The following is a 24,381-nucleotide window of genomic DNA, read 5'->3' as shown; positions in this document are numbered from 1 at the left end:
CTTTTCCCCGCGCCAAACAAAGACTCCCGACCCCTTTTTCTGAGGACTTCGCGTTGGAAGCATTGCTGATCTCCGTGGCTTTGGGCATCGTCGAAGGCGTGACCGAGTTCCTGCCGGTCAGCTCGACAGCGCACATTCGCATCGCCCAGGCAATGTTCAACCTGCCCCTGGATGACCCGTTCTGGAAAATGTACAGCATCGTCATCCAGCTCGGAGCAATCCTGAGCGTGGTGGTCTACTTCCGCCGGCGAATCGCCCAGTTCCTCCGCACCTTTCCCAATGGACGTAACGGAGACCAGACGGTCTTCACGCACCCACTGAGCCTGGCGATGCTGGCGTTCGTCATCACGGCGATCCCCTGCTACCAGGCGGACAAGCTTATCGCTGATAACCTCGAGAGCCTGCGGGTAATCGGCGGAGCACTGGTGATCGGCGGAGCGATCATGTGGGCGGTGGATGCTCTGTTCACCCGACCTCGAACCACCGAGATGGACCAGATGAGCCTCTGGCAGGCGATGGTCATCGGAGCGGCGCAGATCCTGTCGGCGGCATTCCCCGGCACGTCGCGCTCGATGGCCACCATCGCCGCTGGACAGGTCGCGGGCATGTCCCGCGCCGCGGCGCTGGAATTCAGCTTCTTCCTGTCGATCCCCACCATGTTCGCCGCCACGCTGTACAGCCTGGCCGGTGCGCTGTTCAAACGTGCCCCGAACGTGGACCTGCCCGCTGATACCATTGAGATGACCCCGCATCGCTGGCTCATCCTGGCGGTGGGGTTTGCGGTCTCGTTCCTTGTCGCCTGGGCGGTGGTGGCCTGGTTCATGCACTGGGTCCGCCGCCGAGGTTTCGTGCCCTTTGCCATCTATCGCATCGTTCTGGGTTTGTGTGTGCTCGTCTGGATCATTCAATCCCCACATCACGACCGCCACGCGCCGGATCCGCCCCCGCCGGTCGTGGATTCACAGACCAAGGCATCGTATAGTCTGAGCAGGTAGCAACTGCGGCTGCCGGGAGATCGGCACCATTCATGGTCCTTCATATCGTACGAGCGCTGTTTGTCCTGCTGATGGCGGCCGTCGGATGGTCCTACATCAAGGACCCCAACACGCAGCTCGGGCCGTACACCTGGATGACCATGGCGGTGGCGGTGGCGCTGGCGGTGCTGTTCGTCTGCATCGACATCCTGGCGCCGCGCAAAAAGCTTGCCGTGTTCGCCGGGACTTTCTTCGGACTTGTCGTCGGCATCTCGATCGCCTATGCGCTCAGCTTCGTCACGCCGCTGTTGATTGATCAGTACGAGTTCATGACCGACACGCCCCTGGCGCCAAAGGTCCGTGAGCCGATCGAGTATTACATCAACCTGCTCATCGGCGTCACCACCTGCTACCTGTCGATCAGCTTCATCCTCCAGACCAAGGACGATTTCCGCTTCATCATCCCCTACGTCGAGTTCAGCAAGCAGACCAAGGGGGCAAGGCCCATCGTTCTGGATACATCGGTGCTGATCGACGGGCGAATCAGCGACGTGGCCAAGACGGGGATCATCGAAAGCCAGCTCATCGTTCCGCGGTTTGTCATTCAGGAGCTTCAGTCGATCGCCGACAGTGCCGACAAACTCAAGCGAAACCGCGGGCGACGGGGACTGGACACGCTGGCTGAGCTGAAGGCCAACGAACGCATCGAGCTGATCGACTACGACCCGACCGGGCGGCACGACTCGAGCATGCCTGTCGATGAGCAGTTGCTCTTCGTCGCCAAGGACCTGAATGCGCGCGTGCTGACCAACGACTTGAATCTCAATAAGGTCGCTCGTCTGCGCGGCGTGGACGTGATCAACCTCAACGACCTGGCCAACGCGCTCAAGCCGGTGGTGCTGCCCGGGGAACGGATGACGGTTCGGCTGGTCAAGCCCGGCGAAGAGCCCGGACAGGGAGTCGGCTATCTGGACGACGGCACGATGGTGGTCGTCGAGCAAGCGCGGCATCGGCTCAACGAAGAAGTTGAATTCACCGTGACCAACACCCGGCAGACCAGCGCGGGAAAGATGATCTTCGGGAGATTGAACGACGGGCAGGCCGTTGCACCCGCTGGCGGCGCGACGACGGCAACGGCGGGTCAATCCGGCCCCCGCGGCGCGGCGGCGGGCCAGCCCCGCAGGCCTCGAACAAGCCCCGAATCTCAGTCCCAGGCTCGCTGAGCATCCGGCGCAGGCGCTTCAGCAATGGAATCAGCGGATTTCTCGACGACAGGCGGATTGGCGGTGATTCTCCCGGCCGCGGGCACCAGCGCCCGCTTCGGCGCCGATCGCGATAAGCTGCTGGAGCTGCTGGAGGGGCAGTCGGTCATCGCCCGTTCGGTCCATGCTTTCCTTCAGCGCCGCGATGTGATTCAGGTGATCATTCCCACGCGTCGCCCGGACCTGCTGGCGCCGGAGCTGCCGCGCGACCCGAGGCTGAACTTCTGCCTGGGCGGCGCCTGCCGCGCCGAAAGCGTGCGCAGCGGGCTTCTGCGCGTGCGCGAAGGCGTGGAGTGGATCGCGGTCCATGACGCCGCCAGGCCGCTGGTGTCCCAGCAACTGATCGACTCGGTGCTGGCCGCCGCCAGAGCGCACGACGCCGCGGTGGTGCCGGCCCTTCCGGTGACGCTGACGATCAAGCAGGCACCCGGGCCTCTGCCGGCCAGGGTCCAGCGTACCGTGCCTCGCAGCGAGTTGTGGGCCATGCAGACGCCGCAGGTCATGCGCCGCGCCGATCTGCACGAAGCCTTCCAGCGATGCCCGGTTCCGCTCGATCAGATCACCGACGATGTGCAGTTGTTGGAGCTGATTAGCAAGCCGGTGTGGCTGGTGCCCGGCGAGGAACGAAACATCAAGATCACCACGCCTCTGGATCTGGAGATTGCTCGCCTGCTGTTGCGGAATCCCGATACCCGCATGAGCACGGCCGCGGGCGAGCTTACCACCCAGGCGGTCGCGGAGTCCACCACGTGATCCGACTGTTTCTGGGACTGACCGCGTTCAACGTCCTGTGCCTGCTGCTCGCCGCCACGCTGGGCTATGCCGTGATGTTCCGCGGCCCGGCGATGGGTCCGTACCATCAGCTTGCCGGAGTGCTGGCCACCATCGTGTGCTGCGCAGTCCACTGCGTGGTGTTCACCTACTTCATCGCCACCGCCAAGTGGATCCAGCACGCGATTGCGGTCAAGCGGCTGGATGCTTCGCTTGCGGCGCCGACACGCTCGTTCAAGGCGCAGGCGTTTCCGGCGGCGATGCTGGCGATGCTGGCCACGTTCCTGGCCGCAGTCCTCGGGGTCCTGGTCTTCAGCTACGGCATCCGGGCGATCTGGCACCATGTTTTGGCACTGCTGGCGATCGCGGTCAATCTGGTCATGGCAGTCGGCGAATACCGAGCCATCCGTCGCAACGGACTGCTGATCGATCAGGTCCTCATGGAAATCGAGCGGACCGACCTTGCGTCGGCGACAGGCGGGGAGTCACCGCTCCAGCGAGTGTTGAACAATCTTCCAGACCCACCAGGCGCCCCACAGCGCGGCGGCCAACAGCAGCAGAGTCAGGATTGATCCGGCCACCCGCTTCAGTCGCAGCGGCAGCAGCAACCGCCGGATGCGACTGCGCACGTCCCTGATCGTCAGCTCCTCGGCCGGAGCCAGCGACTGATACGCCCGATGCATTCGCAGCACATGCGGATGATACTGCTCGGCGGCCAGCGCGATCAGGTGCTGTTCGGCCTGTTGCAGATGGTTTCCGGCGGCGAGGGTGGAGCAGTCCATGGCGATGGCGATCTGCCGGATCTCCAGCTTCTCCCCGTGGCGCAGGATAAACGCCTCGCGCTGCTGCTGGGGCAGGGCGCGCAGGGCGCGGATGAACGCCAGATAGGCTGGATCCGGCTGGTTCTGTGTTTGGCCGGGTTCACCGAGCAGGGTGTCGGAGGTTGCATCGGGCTGGTGTTTGTGTGCCCGGCGAATGGTGAGGATGGTGTGATGATGAAACCAGCGGGTCGGCGCGCCGGGATCGGTCCACAGATGCAGTGCTCGCAGGCTTTGCTGCATGACGAACCGCACCACGCCCTGCGCCACGTCCCGCCGCCCGGTGAGTCCCGCGGCCATCCGGTAGACCATCGGGTAGTGCTCCGCCAGCACCTGGATGACGGCGTCGCGTTTTCCCCGGCGTGCGGCGGCGACCAAATCGCTGCTCAGCTCCTGCATGGATCGCGATCACAGTAATATCACACGGCCACGGCGTGATCGAGTTTACCGCCGCGGGAGTCGGATGCTTCGATTGATGCACAAGGCATCGACTGGCCGGCCACAGACACTGCGTCCGGGCAGGACGCGCGTCGCGAGAAGAGCATCGAATCAGGCATGAGCCGATACTTCAACAGCACCAAAATCGCCTGGATGCCGTGCCAGGCGCGGATCTTCTTGCCCTCGTGCAGCGTGCGCGGGTTGTACTCGATCGGGACTTCGTGGATCCGGTATCCCAGTCGCAACGCCTTGGCGGTGACTTCGGGGCAAAAGTCAAAGCCGCGGCACGTGAGGTTCATTCGCCGCAGCAGATCGGTCGGGAACAGCTTGTAACAGGTGGCCTCGTCGGTCAGGTGGCAGAAGAACAGGTAATTGCATACCAGCGTCACGATTTTTCCGCCCAGCCAGAAGCGGAAATAGGCGAAGTTGTTTCTGCGCATCGCCGGGTGGCGAAGGTTGCGCGAGCCATAGACGATGCTGGCCCTGCCTTTGCGGACCGGCTCCAGCAGAACCTCGAACTGCTCGGGCGAGTATTCCAGATCGGCATCCTGAATGATGGTGTAAGGCTGTGTGGCGTACGCCAGGCCCGCCTGGATCGCCGCCCCCTTGCCCCGGTTGACCGGGCAGATGACCCCGATGATGCCACGTTCGCGCTGGTAGCGACGGATGATCTGGTTGGTGCCGTCCGTCGAGCCGTCGGAAACACAGATGACCTGCGGGCGCAGCGGCAGCGCCAGCACGCGATCCAGAACCTGCGCGAGCGTTTTCTCCTCATTGAAGGCCGGAATGATCACGCTGAGCATCGGCGGATTCCGCAGTGCACAAATACTACACTGCGGGACTGGTCCAGAACAGCAACCATGCGATGATGAGCAGCCCTTCAACCCCCGCGTCCAGGAGATAGATGCGCGATATCGTGCGGTTGAGGACGTAGACCAGGTCCACCGCAGCCAGGGCGGCGGCGGTACCGACGGCCAGAACCAGGATCGGCCAGGTGATCGCCTCGGACCACGCCGCCAGACCGATCGTCGCCCCAACCACCATCACCATCACCCCTACCGTCTTGACCAGCCAAAGATCGCGCTTCGGGCCGGTGACCGCAAGGAACGACCGCATGTGCACGATCGGCCAGGCGCCGCTGAGGATCAAATACGCCGCATGGACCGCGGCTACCCATTGGAGTGATTGGAACATGCTCTGCTGAAGCTACCACTGGAGCGGCCGGTGATGATGCGCCGGAAAACAGCAGTGGCGTGGCCAGCCGTGCTGACCACGCCACCCGTGGACGATTGAGATTTGCCGCCGCTGTCACGTTGCGTCGCTGCCGGCCTGGGCGAGCTGCTTCTCGCCCTCCTTGGCGTCTTCGAGCTTCAGGGCCTCGAAGTACAGGTGCTTCTCGCCACCCTCTTCCTGCCGGACGCTGATCCGGATCAGGTCTTTGCCCTTGAAGTTGCCGCGGAGGATCTCCTCGCTCATCGGATCTTCCACGTGCTGCTCGATGGCACGCCGCAGCGGACGGGCGCCGAAGTCGGCGTTGGTGCCCTTCTCGATGAGGAAGTCCTTGGCCTCGGGCGTCAGCTCGATCCTCAGGCCGTGCTCGGTCAGCCGCTTGGTGACCTTCCGCAGCTCGATCTCGACGATGTTTTCGAGATTGGCGCGGTTCAGCGGACGGAAGACGATCACGTCGTCAAGCCGCCCGATGAACTCGGGGCGGAAGTACCGCTCCAGCTCCTTCATCACGGTTTCCTTGATCTGCTGGTAGTTGCGCTCTTCGGCCTGGCCCTTGGCGGTCGGCCGCAGCCCGAACTGTGGCCCGCCGCCCTTGATCAGCTCCGAGCCGATGTTGCTGGTCATGATCATCACGACGTTGCGGAAGTCCACATGCCGCCCGAACGAGTCGGTGAGCCGACCTTCCTCCATGATCTGAAGCAGCATGTTGAACACGTCCGGATGGGCCTTCTCGACCTCGTCGAGCAGAACGACGCTGTAAGGCCGGCGGCGGATGCGCTCGGTGAGCTGGCCGCCTTCCTCGTAGCCGACGTAGCCCGGAGGCGCGCCGATCAGGCGGCTGACGTTGTGCTTCTCCATGTACTCGGACATGTCGATCTGCACCAGCGCGTCCTCGTCGCCGAACATGAACTCCGCCAGCGCCTTGCTCAGCAGCGTCTTGCCGACCCCGCTGGGCCCCAGGAACAGGAAGCTGCCCATCGGACGATGCGGGTCCTTCAGCCCGCTGCGGGCGCGGCGGATGGTCTTGGCGATCGCCCGGATCGCTTCGTCCTGAGACACGACCCGCTTGTGCAGCTCGTTCTCCAGCTCCAGCAGCCGCTGCGCCTCTTCCTTCTCCAGCCGCGTCAGCGGCACGCCGGTCATCTTGCTGACGACCTCGGCGATCACCTCCTCATCGACCACGCCGTCCACTTCCTTGGCCTTCTCGCGCCACTGACGCTGCATCTCCTCTTTCTTGGCACGCAGCGCCTCGGCCTGATCGCGCAGCTTGGCGGCCTCCTCGTACTCGGCGTTCTTGACCGCCTCGTCCTTCTGGATGCTCAGCCGCTCGATCTGCTCCTCGATTTCGGCCAGATTCGGGGGCTTGGTCATGCTGCGCAGGCGGATTCGGGCGCCGGCTTCGTCCAGCACGTCGATCGCCTTGTCGGGCAGGCACCGCCCGGTGATGTAGCGGTCGGACATCTCCACCGCCGCCTCCAGGGCCGCGTCGGTGATCTGCACGCGGTGGTGCGCCTCGTAGCGATCGCGCAGCCCGCGGAGGATCTCGATGGCGTCCTCCTTGGTGGGCGGCTCGACGTGAATCGGCTGGAACCGTCGCGCCAGCGCCGCATCCTTCTCGATGTACTTGCGGTACTCGTCGAAGGTGGTGGCGCCGATGCACTGGATCTCGCCGCGCGACAGCGCCGGCTTGAGCACGTTCGACGCGTCGATGGCGCCCTCGGCGCCGCCGGCGCCAACCAGCGTGTGCAGCTCGTCGATGAACAGGATCACGTTCTTGGCGCGGCGAACCTCGTTCATCACCGCCTTGATCCGCTCCTCGAACTGCCCGCGGTACTTGGTTCCGGCGACCATCATCGCCAGGTCCAGCACCACGATCCGCCGGTCGTGCAGGATCTCCGGCACGTTGCTGGAGACGACCATCTGGGCCAGCCCCTCGACGATCGCGGTCTTGCCCACGCCCGCCTCACCCAGCAGCACCGGGTTGTTCTTCTGTCGCCGGCACAGGATCTGGATGACGCGCTCGATCTCGTTCTTCCGCCCGATCACCGGGTCAAGCTGTCCTTCGCGCGCCAGCTCGGTGAGGTCGCGGCCGAAGCTGTCCAGCGCCGGGGTCTTGCTCTTGCCCTTGGCGCCCTGCTTCTCCTGCTGCTGGGGTTCTTCGCTTTCCACGCCTGCTCCCAATAGGTTCAGAACCTCTTCCCGAACTTCTTCAAGCTTGAGCCCGAGATTCATCAGCACCTGCGCCGCTACCCCGTCATGCTCGCGCAACAGTCCGAGCAGCAGGTGTTCCGTCCCCACGTAGTTGTGATTCAGGTTCCTGGCTTCCTCGATGGCGTACTCGATGACCTTCTTGGCGCGCGGCGTCTGAGGCAGCTTGCCCATCGTGACCATGTCCGGGCCGCTCTTGACCAGCTTTTCCACCTCCAGCCGCACCTTGCGCAGGTCCACGTCCAGGTTCTTCAGCACGTTGGCGCCGACCCCGCTGCCCTCCTTCACCAGCCCAAGAAGGATGTGCTCGGTCCCGATGTATTCGTGGTTGAAGCGTTGCGCTTCCTGATTTGCCAGCGCCATCACTTTCCGAGCACGATCCGTAAATCGTTCGAACATGTCCATCTCCTGTCGGCCGGCGGCTCTTAGGCGCCGACCCCTCGTCGGGTGGAGTCCGCATGGGCGCGCGACGCGCTCACAGGCTCCTGCATTGTCTCCCGATTCCGCCGTGCGATTCTAGGTGTCAAATTCGCCGAATCAAGGAAGTCCCGACCCGCCGAAAGCCGCACTGCGGGCGGCCCAAAAACCCGCCGGAATACCTGCGGCACAGCATCGGCTCTTCGGTCATATCGGCAGGATTGACCACGACATCCAGCAGCTTCGACAACCTCTTGTACGCCTCCGACGCTGCTTGAGTTCCACAACCTTCCGGCCAGCGGCGGGCCGCTCTCCCCGGCACGCTTCGGGCTATTCCCCGCCCCGCCGTTTTCGCATACGCTGTAGACTGCTGACTACACGCATCTTTATGGCGCCGGAATGCTGTACGTCCCCGAGGCGCTTCGGCGATCAGCAGACCGGCTGATGCAGGATGCTGCATCCAATGCCCAGCAAAAACACGACGCGTCCTGTTGCCCTGCCCACGACCGCCGCGCGCTGCTGGCTGGAAGCACTGGAACGGCGGCGGCTGCTCAGCGCGGCCTACGACCTGATCGGCTTAACCGCCCTGCGGAACGATCCGACGCTGGCGGGCATCGACGGCGGCGGAGTCAGCGTCGCGGTCATCGACACCGGACTGGACGCTACGCATCCCCTGCTGGCGCCCAACGTGCTGGCCACCACGGACGTCACCGCCGCGCCTTCCACCGCCACCATCACCAGCCCCCATGGCACGCATGTGGCCGGCATCATCGCATCGCGTCCGGATCCGTCCCGCGGATTTGACGGGGGGGTTGCTCCACGTGCCGGACTGGTCGGCATCAACATCTTCACCCGCGACGCAAGCGGCGCCGTCGCGGCGGACAATCGCAGCCTGGAAAAGGCCCTCCAGTGGGTCATCGACAACCGCCAGCGATATCGCATCGTCGCTGTCAATCTGTCTCTGGGCAGCGGGTTCTACACCTCCCCGCAGCAGGTCCAGGGCGATGTCTACAGCGACGAAATCCAGACCCTCCAGGACAGCGGGGTGACGGTCGTCGCCGCCGCCGGAAACTCCTACGGCATCATCCATGATCCGGGCAGCGGCCGGCAGCTCAATGTGCAGTTTCCCAATTCCGCCTCGCCGGGAATCATCAGTACGCTCAATGTCGGGGCGGTCTGGGACGCCAATCAGGGCGGCGGGTTTGTCTGGTCGGGCGGCAGCGTCGATCTGAGCACCGCCGCCGATCGCCTGGTCAGCTTCAGCCAGAGGCCCCCGCCCGTCGCCCAAAACGCCATCTTCGCGCCGGGGGCGATCATCACCAGCACCTGGCCGGGCAACCAGATCCAGAGTACCCAGGGCACCAGCCAGGCCGCTCCGATGGTCAGCGGCGCCGTGGCCCTGATGCAGGACGCGGCGATGACCTTCGGCGGACGACTGCTCTCGGCCACCGAGGTGCGATCGATCCAGCAAGCCAGCGGCGATCCGATCACCGACGGCGACGACGAAGACGACGCCATCTTCATCGACGACAACCATAACGGCCTGGTCGATGCGGGCGAGCTGCGGGAGCTGCTGAACACCGGGCTGAGCTACGTGCGGCTGAACGTGCTGCGGGCGGTGCAGCGCGTGCGCGAGCTGTTCGGCGGCGGCAGCAGCACGCCCACCGATCCCAACGGCACCATCTCCAGCGCGATCTTCGGCCCGACTCTCACCGGCGCGCCCGTCGGACCGATCCCCGGCACGCTTGGCACCGATGGCTCGCGCAGCATCGGCAGCGACGATGTGGACATGTACGAGTTCACCGTCGCTTCGCCGGGAACGATCAGCATCGAAATCGGCCGCGGCACATCCAGTGCCGGGGTGCCCGACTCGTACCTGAGGCTGTTCGACGCGAGCGGCGTCGAGCTGGCCGCCGACGATGATTCGGCCGGCGACGCCCTGTCGCGCATCGTGATCAGCCTGCCGCCGGGCACGTACTACGCCGGCGTGAGCGGCGCGGGCAATACCGGCTACGATCCGATCAGCGGCGCCGGCACGCGCGCCGGCGCGATCGGAAACTTCACCATCAGCTTTGCTCTGTCGAATCTGGATCCCAACGGACTGCTCAGCGGCGCGGTCAACGTCAATCTCGCCGGCGACAACGAGCCGCATCAGAACTTCGACGGCTTCATCGGCGCCGATCTGGGCAAGCCCGTCGGCCCGGCCGACGTCGATCTGTTCAGGATCGTCGTGCCCGACAACGGCAGGCTGATGGTGGACATCGACACCCCCTACGACACCGATTACGTTAATTCGTACCTGCGCGTCTTCGATGCCCAGGGCAATCCGATCAGCGACAACGACGCCGCCGTCGCACACGATGCCCAGGGCAATCCGCTGGAAATGACCGACGGCCTGTTCAGCTACGATCTGGACAGCGGGGATCCCGTCGGCCACGCCACCGACAGCTTCGCCATCGGGCAAGTCCGACGCGGGGAAGTCTACTATTTCGGGGTTTCCGACGCCGCCAATCGCAACTACAACCCCACGAGCCTGAGCGGGCGAAGCAGCGCCGGCGGCGGAGGCTTCTATCGCATCTTCGTCTCCTTTGCCAACAACGACCGCAACGGCGCGATCTCGCAGGCCGTGGAGACGACGCTGCCACTGTCCCCCCGGCCCGGCGCTGTCGGCGCGGACGGCGGCGAGCCTGTCGGCGACCGCGACGTGGACTTCTTCCGCGTGCAACCCGATGAATCGGGCATCCTGGAAATCAACGTCGATTCCTACTCCTTGGCCGGCAACCCGTCGCCAGTCAACGCCGTGCTGAGGCTGTTTGCATCCGACGGACGGCTGCTGGCCAGCAGTGACGACATCGACGGCCCGGACCCGTTGCTTCGCGCGCCGGTTGTCGGTGGACAGGTGTATTTCATCGGCGTCTCGGGCGCCGGCAACGACAACTATGACCCGCAACTGCTGGGCAGCGGCTCTCCCGGCACCGTCGGCGATTACCGCATCAGCATGCGACTGCGACCGCGATCCATCGTCGCCAGGCTCTGGGATGATCGCCTGGACGCTCCGGCGGTGCGCAGCATCCAGTTGAATTCGGCGCTGACCGCGAATCTGGGCATGGACCTGGCGCTGGTCCGCGGCTCGACGGATGTGGACCTGTATCGCTTCCTGGCGCCGGCCAGCGGACCGATCCAGGTGCGTGCCGGCGCCCTCAGCAGCTTCGGCGCCGACACGTTTGTGCGCATCTTCGACGCAACCGGACGCGAGATCACCTACAACGACAACGCCGACCCGCGCACCGTGGACAGTCTGATCTACACCGGGGTGGTTCGCGGACAGACATACTTCATCGGCGTCAGCGGCGCGGGACGATCGCCACGGGCGTACGACCCCGTCCGCGGCGCCGGCGCCGCCAGCGGCAGCACGGGCGATTATCAACTCAGCATCTCCAGCACGTTCGCGGCAATCACCGGCAAACGCCTGCGCATCTATGGAACCAATGACCGCGACTCGATCGGCGTGCGTCTGGCCGGCGGCAAGGTGAAGGTCACGTGCAACGGGCAGACCGTGAGCTTCCCGGCCTCGCGGGTGCGCGGCGTCTCGATCGCCGCACGCGCAGGGAATGACTGGATCGCCATCGATGCCGGTACCCTGCCCGTCTCCATCGACGCCGGCGGCGGCGACGACGTGGTGCGCAGCGGCGGCGGCGACGACCTGATCGTCGCCGGCCAGGGGGTTGACCGCATCTTCGCCGGCGCAGGCAACGACCGCGTCTTCGCCCGCGACTCCCTGGCCGATCTGATCCTCGACGGCGGCGAGGGCGCCGATTCGGCTCAACTCGACGCCATGCTCGATTTGAATCAAGTCTCGCTGGAAGTGCTGCTGGCCTGAGATTGTGAGTTGAATGACGACAGACAGCAGTTCTCTGGTCAGCGGGCGATTCGATCTGTGTCCCGCCGCAGTTTGTCCGCGTATTATCTGCCCTGACTATGAATCGCTCCTCGCCGGCGGTATCAAAGGTGCAGCATGCGATGGCTCGTCCGGCCGGCGAGATGCCGCGGGGGATGGATTCAACCCGCGCATTGCTGCGGCAATTGCTGGTGCTGTCGCTGCCTGTTTTTGCCGAGCACGCGCTGCATATCCTGGTCGGCTGGACCGACACCTACCTGGCCAATCACATCCATCAGTACGACGTGCCGACCGCGCTGAGTCGGGCCGACGAGGTCGCCGCCGGCGCCGCCGTCGGAACGATCAGCTACATCCTGTGGCTGGCGAGCCTGCTGGTCAGCGCGGTGGGCACGGGCAGCACCGCGATCATCGCCCGTGCTGTGGGCGCCAGACACCGCCGGCTGGCCAACAGCATCTGCGGGCAGTCGGTCACGTCGGCGTTGCTGGTGGGCCTGCTGACCGGCGCGGTGATGTTCGCGTTGGCCGGCCCCATCGCCCGTGCCGCGGGGCTGGATTCGCAACCGCTGCACTATGCCCGTGACTACCTTCGCATTCTTTCGATCTCCATGCCCCTGACCATGGTGATGTTCGTCGCCAACGCCTGTCTGCGCGGCGCCGGAGACACCCTCACGCCCGCGCTGACGATGATTGGTGTGGATCTGATCAACATGGGCGCGAGTTTCGCGCTGACGTATGGCTGGTTTGGAATGCCCCGGCTCGGATTCGATGGCATCGCCTGGGGCACCACGATTGCCTACATCAGCGGAGGGCTGGTGCAGTTCACGGTGCTGGTGCTGGGTCGTGGCGGGTTGAGGCTCTACTGGCACCGCATGCGCCCGCACTGGCAGTACCTGCGGCGGCTGCTGCGAATCGGTATTCCGGCTGGTGCCAGCGACCTGATGCACTGGGTCGCGAACTTCGGTGTGCTTCGGCTGGTCAATGAGCTTGGCGCGACCGCGGGTAACGCCCACAACATCACCGTACGCATCGAAAGCCTCAGCTACATGACCGGATTCGCGGTGGCGACGGCGGCGGCGACGATGGTCGGCCAGAGCCTGGGGATGCGCGACGATCGCCGCGCCACCCGAAGCGCCTACCTGGCCTACGCGCTGGGCGGCGGGTTCATGATCGCCTGCGGAGTCGGCTTCATCCTGTTCGGACAGTATCCCGCGATGCTGTTCTCCGAGGACCCGGCGGTGCAGGAGCTGGTCACGCGGTGCCTGTTCATCACCGGGTTCTGCCAGGCCGGCTTCGCAGCGGCGATGATTTTCGGTGGCGCGTTGCGCGGCGCCGGCGATACGCTGACACTGATGCTGCTGCTGGTGTTCAACATGTTCGTGATCCGTCTGGCAGGAGTGTGGATCGTCACGCGCGTGCTGCACCAGGGTCTGACGGCCGTGTGGGTCGTGCTGGCTGTCGAGCTGCTCATCCGCGGCGCCGTCATCTACGCAAGGTTCCTGCACGGAGGATGGAAACAAATCGCCGTGTGAGCGCAAGGGTTGAAAGGCTGAAAACCAGATTTCGGCGATTGTGCCCTCGGATCAGCGCTGTCATTTCATCCTTCGTCCCGTCGGCTTGTGATCTATAATCATCACATGTCGCTGAAGCACGTGGACATCGAGGCGGCGCTGCGTCGGCTGGCGGATCGACGCATCGAGGACGCGATCAAGGAGGGAAAGTTCGACAACCTTCCCGGTGCCGGAAAACCGATCGAGCTGGATCCGATCCCGGCCGACGAAGACGCGCGGCTCATGTGGTGGGCGCTGCGAATCCTGCGGCAGAATGATGTCATGCCCGAGGAGGTCCGCTGGCGCAAGACCCTGGACCGTCTCCGCGGCGAACTGGAACAGGCCCGCGACGAGACGCGAGTCCGCGTCCTGGTGCTCTGGATCAACCAGATCGTCCACAGAATCAATACTCTGGGCACCAATGCCCTCAACTCCCCGGTAGTCGGCGTTGATCTGGATGAACAACTGGCCCGGCTTCGGGCACGCACGCAGTCCAACCCCGATGCATCAACTGGCGGCTGAAATCAGGCAGCAGGCGCGGCGGGTGGGGTTCGATCTGGTCGGCATCGCCTCCGCCGAGCCCTCCAGATATCGCGACTACTTTCGCCAGTGGCTGGACAGCGGGCAGGCGGGGACCATGCAGTACCTGCACCGCCGCTTTGAGCAGCGGGTCGATCCGGCCAGCTATCTGCCCGGCGCCAAAAGCGTGATCTGCGTGGCGATGAACTATCACGTGCCGCTGTCACCGCCACCGCCAGGCTCGAGCCACGGCCGCATCGCCCGTTACGCGCTGGGTCAGGATTATCACGAGCTGTTCAAGCCGCGGCTGTATCAGCTTGCCGACTGGATCCGCGCGCGTGTTCCCGACGTGCAGACCCGCTGCGCCGTCGATACCGCGCCGGTGATGGAGAAGGAACTGGCCGCCCGCGCGGGCATCGGCTGGATCGGCAAGAACACCTGCATCATCAACGAGCGGATCGGCTCATGGCTGTTGCTGGGCGAGGTGCTGACCACGCTCCAGTTGCCGCCGGATGATCCGGCGATCGACCGCTGCGGCACCTGCCGCCGATGCATCGACGCCTGCCCGACGCAGGCCATCACCGCGCCATACCAGCTCGACGCTCGGCGATGCATCTCATACCTGACGATCGAGCGCCGCGAGCCGATTCCGGACGAGTTCCGCGACAAGCTCCACGGCTGGCTGTTCGGCTGCGACATCTGCCAGGAAGTCTGCCCGTGGAACTCCAAAGCGCCCGTCAGCAGCGAGCCTGCATTTCAGCCGCGATTCCCCAGCGGTACGATCGATCTGCACGAGCTGCTGCGCTGGCGAGAGCAGGACTATCGCGAGCGCCTCCGCGGCAGCGCGATCAAACGCGTGAAGCTGCCGGTGTTGCAGCGGAATGCGAAACTGCTGCTGGATGCGGGCGTTGGGAAGGAACAATCATGAAGCGGATACGGGTTGTGATCTGCGCGGCGATGTTGCTGGCGGGATGTGGGTGCTGGCCGGCCGCCATTGCAAGGCCGCGACCGGTCGGCCACGTGGTGATCTGCTGGCTGAATCAGCCGGGTGATTCGCAGGCGCGTCAGAAGCTCATCGCTGCGTCCCGGTCGTTCCAATCGATACCCGGAGTGGTGCGCGTTTCCGCCGGCCGGGCGATTCCCTCTACCCGTCCGGTTGTTGACTCGAGCTTTGACGTGGCGGTGTTCATCTATTTCAGGGATCACGACGCCCTGATGCAGTATGAACATCATCCCGTTCACCGCGCCGCGGTGGAGCAGGTCCTCAAGCCCCTGGTCGCCAGATACGTGGTGTACGATTTTACTGACGAGCTGCGGCAATAGCCCCCTGCTATGGCCGGCGTGATGCAAAGCCTCGCACCAGTTCCACGAAGATCCGCACTCCCACGGCCAGTGCATCGTCCGTGAAATCGAACTGATCACTGTGCAGGGATGGATACTCCGATCGCTCGGGCGGCCTCACGCCGATCAGCAGGAAGCATCCCGGGACTTTTTCAAGGTAATAGGCGAAGTCTTCTCCGCCCATGGCCGGACGCGCCGCGGGGATGAACCGCTCGGCGCCCAGTGTGGCCTTGGTGACCTGCGAGACGTATTCGGCCATCGCCGGATCGTTCACAGTCGGCGGATACCCCTGCTCCCAGACGAATTCGACGTTGCAGTCAGAGGCGGCAGCGATGCCCTGGCAGCGTCGGCGAATGGAGGATTCCACGAGCCTGCGAGCCGCTTGGCTGAGCGTGCGCGCGGTGCCTTCGATGGTGGCGCGGTTGGGGATCACGTTGGTCGCCGTGCCCGCGACAAACTTGCCCACCGTGATGACCGCCGGCTCGGTCGGATCCAGCTCTCGCGAGACAACCTGCTGGAGGTTGATAACCGCCTGGCAGGCGGCGACGATCGGGTCGCGACCCAGATGCGGAAACGCACCGTGACAGCCTTTGCCCACAAACGTGGCGGTGAAGCAGTCTGTCGCCGCCAGCAGCGGCCCGGGCCGGGTTGAAACGCACCCCACAGGCAATCCCGGCCAGCCATGCAGCCCGAAAATCGCGCGGACTTCCGGCCCGATCCGCCCATCCAGGACGCCCGCCTCGCACAGTCGCCGCGCGCCTCCGCCGCCCTCCTCGGCTGGTTGCCAGATCAGCTTCACGCACACATCAAGCTCATCGACGATCGATCGCAGCACGGCCGCCGCCCCCATCAGAATCGAGATGTGCCCGTCATGTCCGCAGGCGTGCATGCGCCCGTCGTGTCGGCTGGCGTAAGGCAGGCCGGTGCGCTCCTCGATCGGCAGGGCATCGATGTCGGCGCGCAAGGCCACGCACGGCTTGCGCGCATCCCCGATCCAGGCGATTGTCGCCGTCGGCGCTTGCGAGACCCCGCTCACATACTCGATCCCCAGCCGGTCCAGTTCCTGCCGGATGGTCTGGGCGGTTTCGTGCTCCTGGTAGCCCAGTTCGGGGATCTGATGCAGCCGATGCCGCAAATCGATCATCCCGGACACCTGCTGCGCGATCAGGGCGTCAACACTCATGCTGGCTGAGCTTATCCGGCACAGCCCCGGCGGCAAGCCGTAACTTCGCGTTGCAACCCCGGTGGATAGAGCTTTCAGGTTTCCTTCACGCAGAAATCGACGAGCCTGGCGATTTCGCTGCGCAGGTCCTTGCGGTGAACGACGAAGTCGATGAATCCGTGTTCTTCCAGGAACTCGCTCCGCTGGAAGCCCTCGGGCAACTCGACCTTGATGGTGTTCCAGATCGTGCGCGGTCCGGCAAAGCCAATCAGCGCCTTGGGCTCGGCGATGATAAAGTCCCCGAGCATGGCAAAGCTGGCCGTCACCCCGCCGGTCGTCGGGTCGGCAAGCAGGGAAATGAACAACCCCCCGGCCTCATCGAGCCGCGCCAGCGCTGCGCTGGTCTTGGCCATCTGCATCAGCGAAAGTGTCGATTCCTGCATTCGTGCGCCGCCGGAACAACTGACGATCAACAGGGGCAGCTTGTTCTGGGCGGCGTACTCGATCGTGCGGGTGATTTTTTCGCCCACCACCGAACCCATCGACCCCATCATGAAGTTGGGGTCCATCACCGCCAGCATCATGGGCCTGCCCTTGATGAATCCCTTGCCGCAGACGACGGCATCCTTGTTTCCGCTCTTGAGCTGCTCGGCCTTGAGCCGGTCCTTGTAGGCCTTTTTATCGACGAAACGAAGCGGATCGGTAGGCTCGATGTCGTCGAACATCTCCTCGAAGCTGCCGGGATCGACCAGCAGCTCGATTCGCCGCCGCGCTGAAATGCGGAAGTGGTACTGACACGACGGACAGACGTCCAGGTTCTCCTGAACGACCTTGCGGAACAGCATGTCGCCGCAGTCCGGACAGCGGAGCCACAACCCCTCGGGGATTCCTTCCTTGCGTGCGCTGGCGGCGTCGCCTGTCGGCTGCGCCGGTTGCGCGGGTTGAGCAGGCTGGGTCATCGAACGTCTCCGGGTTGATCAACCCTACAGATGCTGGTGTTCATCGGGAAGCTCAATCGTCTCCACAGGCGAGCTGTTCCGCAAGTGGGCGGCGATGGTCGCGGCATCCTCATGTCGCAACAGCCCCAGCGTGATCTGCATCGCCATCGGTCGCAGCGCCAGCACGACCGTTCCGCCGCGGTTGCGCCGCAGGATCGTCCGCAACGCCTGACGCAGCCGCTCGATCGCATCTTCCAGGCGTTCGCCTTCCGGCGGATGCACCGCCAGCGGATTCTGGCGCCACTGTTCCTCGACGCGGGCGTGACGAAACCTCAGCTCGGCGCAGGTCAATCCCTGCCACAGTCCAAGATTCACCTCGTCCAGCGCCGCGGTGTGATGCGGCTTGAGCCCGAACCGCTGCGCCACAAGCTGCGCGACCTGCTCGCACGCCTCGTTCTTGCGGTTGCGATAAACCGCCGTCACGCCCGCAGGCAGATTCGCCACCACGCCCTGCACGCTGGCCAGCCCCAGCTCCGTCAGCGGCAGCGGGTGGTTGCCAACGATGCGATCTTCGACGTCCCAAGGCGTCGGCCCGGCATGGATCAGGATCACGCGAGTCATCAGTGAGCCAAGAACAAACTCAGAAGGATGAAGGATCAACGGGCGGATGTCCAGAGCCGGTCGGGCGATTTACCGCAGGATCGAACCACAGATGCACGTAGATGCACACAGAGTGAATGCGCGTCTACAAGGACGGTGGAGCCTTCGGTTTTTCACTTCTGTGTCAGATGCGTCCCGCCGCACGTTCATTCACATCTCGGACCACCCGCGTTTTCCACTCAGACGCGCAGGTGCGTGCGATGAAAGCGGAGACGCGCCAATTGTGGCATGGCCGTCCCGGCCATGCGAGGTGCGATCGAATTCGAAAGTCTGGTCTCCGGGCTCTTCATCGCTTCATGCCACTCAGCACGGGTGCGACGCCTGTCCGCTCTGCTGCCTCAAAGACGAGGACTCCCGGAAATGTGTACTAACGTCAGGCGTCCCGTCCGTGCGATGGCTCGCCGCGCAGGCAAGACGGCCGTCGTGCAGGCTCGCGTGCTTCGGCACACGCTCACCGCCCAGAGCAATCAACCTGAATCCCCGATCCGCAACGATCGGTGTTCATCCGCGTTCATCGGTGGTTTGGCAGATCAACTTCCGCGGTCGAGTTGCTCACGCAGCTCGCGGATGGCCGCGGCGCGGTCGGGCCTGTCGAAGATGGCGCTGGCGACGACGAACCAATCGACGCCAGCGTCGCGCGCCGAGGCGATCGTGGCGGCGTTGATCCCGCCGTCGATCTCCAGCCGCTGGTGCGCCGCCAGCCGCTTTCTGATCGCCTGGCACTTGGGCAGAACTTCGGGCATGAACTTCTGGCCGCTGAAGCCGGGCACGACGCTCATGACCAGCACGACATCCACGTGCTCGATCGCCGGCCAGATCCGCTCCACAGGCGTCGCGGGGTTCAGCGTGATGCCAACATGGCAGCCGAGTTTTCGGATTTCGCGCGCAGCGCGCGCCGGATCGTCAACGACCTCGGCGTGAAACGTGATGTTGTCCGCGCCGGCCTCGACGATCGCCGGCGCATACCGCAGCGGCTGGCTGATCATCAGGTGCGCGTCGAAATACGTTGAAGTGATCGGGCGAATCGACTGAATCACCGGCGGCCCGAAGCTGATGTTGGGCACGAAGTGCCCGTCCATCACGTCCAGGTGCACAAAATCAGCCCCGCCGCGCAGAACCTCATCGATCTCCGCGCCGAGCCTGGCAAAGTTCGCCGAAAGAATCGACGCGGAGATCTGATGGGTCCCCGGAAACTGTTGTGGGCGTTTCACGCTGGGCTCCCGGCCACGCGACGGCGTCTGCGACCTCGCCGGTCAATCCAGGATATCGATCGTGCTGAAGTGTCCCTTTTCCAAAAACTCCAGCGACGCCCCGCCGCCGGTGCTCACGTGGCTGACCTTGTCGCTGAGGCCCAGTTGCTCGATGGCCGCGGCGCTGTCGCCGCCGCCGATCACACTGGTGGCGCCGTTTTTCTGGGTCGCGTCGGCCACCGCCTGCGCCACCTGCCGGGTTCCCTCGGCAAACTGCGGCTTTTCGAACACGCCCATCGGGCCGTTCCACACGATCGTCCTGGCTTTTGCGATCTCGGCCTTGAAGATTTCGCGTGTTTTCGGGCCGATGTCGAAGCCGCTGAGCTCGCCGGGGATGCTGCCTTCGACCACTTTGGTGTCCGTGGAATCGATCGATGGCGCCACCACCGTATCCACGGGCAGCTTCAGCTTGCCGCCGGCGCGGGCCAGCAGGCTGGCGGCCAGGTCCACCTGATCCGGCTCGACCAGGCTCTTGCCCACCTGCTTCTTTTGTGCAAGGAAGAACGTATACGCCATCGCCCCACCGATCAGCAGAGTGTCACACTTGTCCAGCAGGCTCTGGATGACCTGGATCTTGTCCGAGACCTTGGCCCCGCCGAGGATCGCCACGAACGGCCGCTGCGGGTTGCTGATGGCGTCGCCGAGGAACTTCAGTTCCTTCTGGACCAGGAATCCGATGACCCGTGGCTTGCCCTGCATCGCCTGGGGCGCGCCAAAGGTGCTTGCGTGCTCGCGGTGGGCCGTGCCGAACGCGTCGTTGACGTAGATGTCCCCGAGTTTGGCAAGCTGGCGTGCGAAGTTGGGGTCGTTTTTCTCTTCCTCCTTGTGAAAACGCAGGTTCTCCAGCAACAGCACATCGCCGTCCCGCAGATTCGACACCAGCTTCTCCACCTCAGGCCCGATGCAGTCATTGGCGAACGTCACCGGCTTGCCCAGCAGCTCGCTCAGTCGCTGGGCCACCGGCTTGAGCGAATACTTCGGATCCGGCCCGCCCTTGGGACGTCCAAGGTGCGACATGAGGATCAGCCGCCCGCCTCGGTCGATCACGTTTCGGATGGTCGGCAGCGCCTGTGTGATGCGGCGATCATCGGTGATCCGGCCGTTCTCCAGCGGGACATTGAAGTCCACTCGCATCAGAACCCTCTTTCCCCTCACGTCCACGTCGGCAACGGTTTTCTTGGCCATGGATTTCGACTCCTTGTTCTCAGCATCGGACGATTCAGCGGACCTGCGTGTCCCGCATCGGCGATGCTACGAAGCGCGCCTTTCAAGTCAAGCTGCACCCAACGCGCACCAGCAGGGCTCGGCTCTGGTGGATACCCACCGCGGCGGCGACTCACTGTCCGGCAGTTGACAAACCGGCAGCGCCGCTCGACAAGTACCGCCATGGACCCGCTACTCGACAGCCTCAAATATGACTCCAACGGTCTGGTGCCGATCATCGTGCAGGATCACGCCAACGGGCAGGTTCTGATGCTCGCCTGGGCCAATCGCGAGGCGCTGGAAAAGACGCTGGCCACCGGCAAGGTTCACACCTACAGCCGATCGCGCGGGCGACTGGCGATGAAGGGCGAATCCAGCGGGCACGTTCAGCACGTGAAGGAGCTTCTCACTGACTGCGACAAGGACGCGGTGCTGATCAGGGTCGAGCAGATCGTCGCCGCCTGTCACGAAGGGTATCGAAGCTGTTTCTATCGAAAATACGAGCCCGGGGCATCCGAGTGGAAGGTGATTCTCAATCGCCAGTTCGATCCGCAGGCCGTCTACGCCAGCAAGAGCAAGGGATGAGCATCGCAGGCAACATGCACAAGGGCGCGAAGACCGCGGCCACACTGATGCTCACGACCCGGGCGCGGCAGTGAAACGATCACGATGAAGCATCAACGCGTGCAGCGACTGCATCGATCAGCGTCAACGACCGATGCTCCCCTGCTCTTGCGGGATTGGTCTCTGCTGGTCGCCCTGTCGTTGTGGGCTTTGGCCACATTCCTCGTGCTGCGAAGCGGGCTGGGCATGCCCCGGGGCACGGAGATGCCCCTGGACCGCGCCGTCTTCACCGTCGTCAACGTCGTCACCCTCACCGGCTTCCAGCAGGATACCCGCATCGCCGACTTCAAACCGACGGGGCAGGCGATGGTGCTGGGGCTGATGGTGTTGGCGGCGCTGGTCATCCTGATCGTCGGCGCCCGCGCAATCAGGCGGATCCTGCAACTGCCGTTCGGCGATGCTCAGATCATCCGCGCAACGCTTTGTATCTACGCCGCGGGCGTGCTGCTGGGCGCCAGTCTTCTGCTCCGTCAGGGTACGGACATGCGGCAGGCGATTTTCCACGCCGCCAGCGCCATCAGCAATGCGGGCCTGATCCTGGGCGATTCACCCGGCGTGTACGAATGGCGAACGCATGTGGTGCTGCTGCCGCTGGCAGTGGTCGGAGGACTGGGCGTGGCCGTGCTGCTGGATCTGGGCGCCAGCATCGTCGAGAAACGCCCCATCCACCCGCACACGCTGGCCGCCCTGGCCTGCATGGCTGGAGCGTACCTGCTTGGGCTGGCCCTGATCGTCGTGCTGGAACACCTGGGCGGCAGGCCCATCGGCCAGTCGCTGGTGCTTGGTTCCGTTGAGGCGATCAACACCCGCAGCCCTGGCATACCCATGAGCATGCCCGGATCCTTGACCACCGCCTCGCAATGGGTCCTGATGATCCTGATGTCGATCGGCGCCTGCGCCGGCAGCGCCGGCGGGGGAATGACCGCAACCGCACTGTTCCTGTTTGCCGCGAAAACCCTCCGCCTGCTTGCCGGCGGCACCGCTGGACGTTGCTTTGGCCTGGCCTGCGCCTGGATCGGGTTGTACCTCCTGATCGTGCTGGCCACGACGATCGGGCTGATCGTGCTCGAACCGCGGACCAGTAGTGATCACCTGCTCTTCCTGGCCGTCGGCGCCGTCAGCACCACCGGTCTTTGGCCCGAGGCCATCCATCACGTCGGCGGCACGTTGTACGTTCTGTCCGCCGCCATGCTGCTCGGCCGGTTCGTGCCTCTGTTGCTCCTGTGCCTGGCGGCGCGGATTCAACCGCAATTGCCCGCTGATGCGATGATCGACAGATGGGACGATCGGAAGTAAACCCGCTGCTGCTTGCCAGCTCCACCTGCGGCTAGCATTGCTGCGCCTCGATCTGCCGGATCTTGGCGATCCTTCGCTCATGCCTGCCCGGCTGATACTCCGTGGAGAGGAAGATCTGGACGATTGTGCGAATCTGCGCTTCGCTGAGCAGATCGGCTCCCAGGCAAAGCGCATTGCAGTGGTTGTGCTCGCGGGCCCGGCGGGCCATCATCTCATCGTGCGCCACAGCGGCGCGCACTCCGCTGACCTTGTTGGCCACGATCGTCATCCCGATCCCGCTGCCGTCCAGCAGAATGGCGGCGTCGCACTGCCCGTTGGCCACGGCCCTGGCGGCGGGGGCGGCGTAGTCGGGGTAGTCCACCGACGTCGTGCCGTCACACCCGAAATCCTGCACTTCGTGCCCCATCCGGCGCACGACGTCGATCACCACGTGCTTCATGGCGAATCCCCGGTGATCGCTTGCAATCGCGACCTTCATCCTGATCGCTCCATCGTCACTGTCTGAGTCCTCGCTGAACATTCCTGATTGACGCTCCTTGTGCCTTGACGGCCATCCATGCCACGCCCGCCCGCAGGGCAGAAACCCCGGACAGGATCGCAGGCCCTCACTTCGCCTGCACCACCCTGCCCACCACGTTCTTTTCGATCAGTTCCTCCAGCGTCCTGGCCAGCGACAGATACAACGCCGAGTCCCCGCCGATCGGGTCTTCAATGTCCGCCTCGGGGTTCAGGAGGGTGGTCTTGTCCCTTGCCGAGGGGACCAGAGCGGTGACGGCGGCGGCATGCGACCGGCCCATCGTAAAGATGTGATCGGCGGCATGGATCAATTCAACGCTGAGCGGCCGCGAGCGATGTCGTGACAGGTCCGCGCCCAGCTCGCGCACCGCATCGACCGCCTGCGGCGTCGCCCGCGCGCCAGGCATCGCCAGGCTTCCGGCGGAAACCACGCTGATCCCCTTGGTCCTTTCCAGTTCCTCCGGCGGCACACCCAGCCGGTTGGCGATGGCACGCCTGGCCAGCGCCTCGGCCATCGGCGAGCGGCAGGTGTTCCCGCTGCACACGAACAGCACCGTCGTGCGAAGCAATCGCTCGATGATCCGCTGGTCGTATACCCCTTCACGCACGATCTGGTAGCGATCGTCCACAACACGCACAATCGTCGAGGGCTTGGAATATCGCGTCGGCCCGGCGTCAAGCACCAGGTCCACCCTCGCATCCAGCGCCTGCCAGTCCGCCGACTCCACAAGCGTCAGCGCCACCGGACCCTCGACTTTGCCCAGGATGTCACTGGCCACAATGTGGTCCGGGCAGCGAAGCGTGATCTGCGAACCGTCGTACAGGTCTCGCTCGGCCAGCCGCATTTCCGACGCCACCTGCGCGCGTCGGTCCGCCGGCACATCGAACACCAGCGCCACCGGTCCGGGCCAGAGCTTGCGGATCATCCGCTGTCCCAGCTCGCTGACCGGGCCCAAATATCGATTCGCCTGTTCCGGACGGGCCAGGTGCACGGTAAACGGCTTGTTGGCCGCCTCGCCGTTGCGGATGGCGCGTAGCCTGGCGGCGGCGTCGGGTCGGCTCAGCAGCCCCGCGGCGCCGTAGACGGTCTCCGTTGGCAATACCACCACCCCCCCGCCGCGCAAACGCTCCGCGGCGCGCTCGATCTGTGCTTCGTAGTCGCCTACTTCATAAATCCGTATCACTTCCGGCATCCGCGCGACGCTCCTGACGATGGTTCCTGCACGCAAGCTTCTGCTGCGCGATTATCGGCACGCTCAAACAATAGTGTCAAGCAACCCATCCCCGCCCGCGGCGAGCAACAATCCGG

Annotated in this window: 22 protein-coding genes; 11 read left to right on the top strand and 11 right to left on the bottom strand. The window is 64.5% G+C overall.

From position 1 onward, the window contains the following. The first annotated feature begins 53 nt into the window (after positions 1-53). The 4 genes from ACQS5P_RS20120 to ACQS5P_RS20105 are packed head-to-tail and all read left to right on the top strand — an operon-like array spanning position 54 to position 3,579. Entirely contained in the window at positions 54-995 is a 942-nt protein-coding gene (locus ACQS5P_RS20120) for an undecaprenyl-diphosphate phosphatase (protein WP_428938410.1), read from the top strand. A 32-nt stretch (positions 996-1,027) separates the two neighbouring features. Continuing rightward, the gene (locus ACQS5P_RS20115; RefSeq protein WP_428938409.1) at positions 1,028-2,197 is read left to right on the top strand and encodes a PIN/TRAM domain-containing protein; all 1,170 of its coding nucleotides are present in this window, start codon (positions 1,028-1,030) and stop codon (positions 2,195-2,197) included. A gap of 24 nt (positions 2,198-2,221) precedes the next feature. After that, positions 2,222-2,989, top strand: coding sequence for a 2-C-methyl-D-erythritol 4-phosphate cytidylyltransferase (ispD, locus tag ACQS5P_RS20110; protein ID WP_428938408.1), 768 nt, complete (start codon positions 2,222-2,224; stop codon positions 2,987-2,989). Then, positions 2,986-3,579 (top strand): hypothetical protein, encoded by a 594-nt coding sequence (locus ACQS5P_RS20105; protein ID WP_428938407.1) that lies wholly within the window; start codon positions 2,986-2,988, stop codon positions 3,577-3,579. The genes ispD and ACQS5P_RS20105 overlap by 4 nt, the downstream gene beginning before the upstream one ends. Here the strand turns inward: ACQS5P_RS20105 and ACQS5P_RS20100 are convergent. From ACQS5P_RS20100 to ACQS5P_RS20085, 4 genes are all read right to left on the bottom strand, one after another. Next, positions 3,493-4,224: an RNA polymerase sigma factor gene (locus ACQS5P_RS20100; protein WP_428938406.1), complete on the bottom strand. Its 732-nt coding sequence runs from the start codon at positions 4,222-4,224 to the stop codon at positions 3,493-3,495. The two genes, ACQS5P_RS20105 and ACQS5P_RS20100, sit on opposite strands and share 87 nt — an antisense overlap. A gap of 20 nt (positions 4,225-4,244) precedes the next feature. Then, on the bottom strand, positions 4,245-5,066 hold the full coding sequence (locus tag ACQS5P_RS20095) for a glycosyltransferase family 2 protein (RefSeq protein WP_428938405.1): 822 nt from the start codon (positions 5,064-5,066) through the stop codon (positions 4,245-4,247). A gap of 25 nt (positions 5,067-5,091) precedes the next feature. Next, positions 5,092-5,457, bottom strand: coding sequence for a hypothetical protein (locus ACQS5P_RS20090; protein WP_428938404.1), 366 nt, complete (start codon positions 5,455-5,457; stop codon positions 5,092-5,094). 114 nt (positions 5,458-5,571) lie between these two features. Next, positions 5,572-8,100 (bottom strand): ATP-dependent Clp protease ATP-binding subunit, encoded by a 2,529-nt coding sequence (locus tag ACQS5P_RS20085; protein ID WP_428938403.1) that lies wholly within the window; start codon positions 8,098-8,100, stop codon positions 5,572-5,574. A 481-nt stretch (positions 8,101-8,581) separates the two neighbouring features. On the opposite strand from ACQS5P_RS20085, the gene ACQS5P_RS20080 reads away from it, so the two are divergent. The 5 genes from ACQS5P_RS20080 (at position 8,582) to ACQS5P_RS20060 (ending at position 15,405) form a co-directional block, all read left to right on the top strand. Then, on the top strand, positions 8,582-11,998 hold the full coding sequence (locus ACQS5P_RS20080; RefSeq protein WP_428938402.1) for a S8 family serine peptidase: 3,417 nt from the start codon (positions 8,582-8,584) through the stop codon (positions 11,996-11,998). Between the two features lie 98 nt (positions 11,999-12,096). After that, positions 12,097-13,545: an MATE family efflux transporter gene (locus ACQS5P_RS20075; protein WP_428938401.1), complete on the top strand. Its 1,449-nt coding sequence runs from the start codon at positions 12,097-12,099 to the stop codon at positions 13,543-13,545. A gap of 105 nt (positions 13,546-13,650) precedes the next feature. Next, positions 13,651-14,085: a DUF1992 domain-containing protein gene (locus tag ACQS5P_RS20070; protein WP_428938400.1), complete on the top strand. Its 435-nt coding sequence runs from the start codon at positions 13,651-13,653 to the stop codon at positions 14,083-14,085. Next, positions 14,066-15,010: a tRNA epoxyqueuosine(34) reductase QueG gene (queG, locus tag ACQS5P_RS20065; protein ID WP_428938399.1), complete on the top strand. Its 945-nt coding sequence runs from the start codon at positions 14,066-14,068 to the stop codon at positions 15,008-15,010. Before ACQS5P_RS20070 ends, queG begins: the two co-directional genes overlap by 20 nt. Further along, positions 15,007-15,405, top strand: coding sequence for a Dabb family protein (locus tag ACQS5P_RS20060; protein WP_428938398.1), 399 nt, complete (start codon positions 15,007-15,009; stop codon positions 15,403-15,405). Before queG ends, ACQS5P_RS20060 begins: the two co-directional genes overlap by 4 nt. 7 nt (positions 15,406-15,412) lie before the next feature. On the opposite strand, the gene ACQS5P_RS20055 is transcribed toward ACQS5P_RS20060, so the two are convergent. The 5 genes from ACQS5P_RS20055 to ACQS5P_RS20035 all read right to left on the bottom strand — a co-directional run bounded on the left by ACQS5P_RS20055 (position 15,413) and on the right by ACQS5P_RS20035 (position 20,618). Further along, entirely contained in the window at positions 15,413-16,606 is a 1,194-nt protein-coding gene (locus ACQS5P_RS20055; RefSeq protein ID WP_428938397.1) for a M20 metallopeptidase family protein, read from the bottom strand. A 74-nt stretch (positions 16,607-16,680) separates the two neighbouring features. Next, the gene (gene accD / locus ACQS5P_RS20050; protein ID WP_428938396.1) at positions 16,681-17,544 is read right to left on the bottom strand and encodes an acetyl-CoA carboxylase, carboxyltransferase subunit beta; all 864 of its coding nucleotides are present in this window, start codon (positions 17,542-17,544) and stop codon (positions 16,681-16,683) included. Between the two features lie 24 nt (positions 17,545-17,568). Further along, positions 17,569-18,144: a histidine phosphatase family protein gene (locus ACQS5P_RS20045; RefSeq protein WP_428938395.1), complete on the bottom strand. Its 576-nt coding sequence runs from the start codon at positions 18,142-18,144 to the stop codon at positions 17,569-17,571. A 569-nt stretch (positions 18,145-18,713) separates the two neighbouring features. Next, on the bottom strand, positions 18,714-19,394 hold the full coding sequence (gene rpe / locus ACQS5P_RS20040; RefSeq protein WP_428938394.1) for a ribulose-phosphate 3-epimerase: 681 nt from the start codon (positions 19,392-19,394) through the stop codon (positions 18,714-18,716). A 42-nt stretch (positions 19,395-19,436) separates the two neighbouring features. Then, the gene (locus tag ACQS5P_RS20035) at positions 19,437-20,618 is read right to left on the bottom strand and encodes a phosphoglycerate kinase (protein WP_428938393.1); all 1,182 of its coding nucleotides are present in this window, start codon (positions 20,616-20,618) and stop codon (positions 19,437-19,439) included. A gap of 201 nt (positions 20,619-20,819) precedes the next feature. Here ACQS5P_RS20035 and hisI point away from each other — a divergent pair, with 201 nt between their 5' ends. Together hisI and ACQS5P_RS20025 are read left to right on the top strand one after the other, a co-directional pair. Then, on the top strand, positions 20,820-21,221 hold the full coding sequence (gene hisI, locus ACQS5P_RS20030; protein ID WP_428938392.1) for a phosphoribosyl-AMP cyclohydrolase: 402 nt from the start codon (positions 20,820-20,822) through the stop codon (positions 21,219-21,221). 84 nt (positions 21,222-21,305) lie between these two features. Further along, positions 21,306-22,556 carry a hypothetical protein gene (locus ACQS5P_RS20025; protein WP_428938391.1) on the top strand — a complete coding sequence of 417 codons (1,251 nt, stop codon included), beginning with the start codon at positions 21,306-21,308 and terminating at the stop codon, positions 22,554-22,556. Between the two features lie 31 nt (positions 22,557-22,587). Here the strand turns inward: ACQS5P_RS20025 and rpiB are convergent, their stop codons facing one another. Further along, a complete protein-coding gene (rpiB, locus tag ACQS5P_RS20020; protein ID WP_428938390.1) occupies positions 22,588-23,034 on the bottom strand; it encodes a ribose 5-phosphate isomerase B in 447 nt (148 codons plus the stop codon). 127 nt (positions 23,035-23,161) lie between these two features. Continuing rightward, positions 23,162-24,265, bottom strand: coding sequence for a Sua5/YciO/YrdC/YwlC family protein (locus ACQS5P_RS20015; RefSeq protein WP_428938389.1), 1,104 nt, complete (start codon positions 24,263-24,265; stop codon positions 23,162-23,164). Positions 24,266-24,381: the final 116 nt, after the last annotated feature.

Source organism: Fontivita pretiosa (genome assembly GCF_050410795.1).
Lineage (GTDB): Bacteria > Planctomycetota > Phycisphaerae > Tepidisphaerales > Tepidisphaeraceae > Fontivita > Fontivita pretiosa.
The sequence above is the reverse complement of the archived record's forward strand: the minus strand, read 5'-3'. Positions and strand labels throughout refer to the sequence as shown.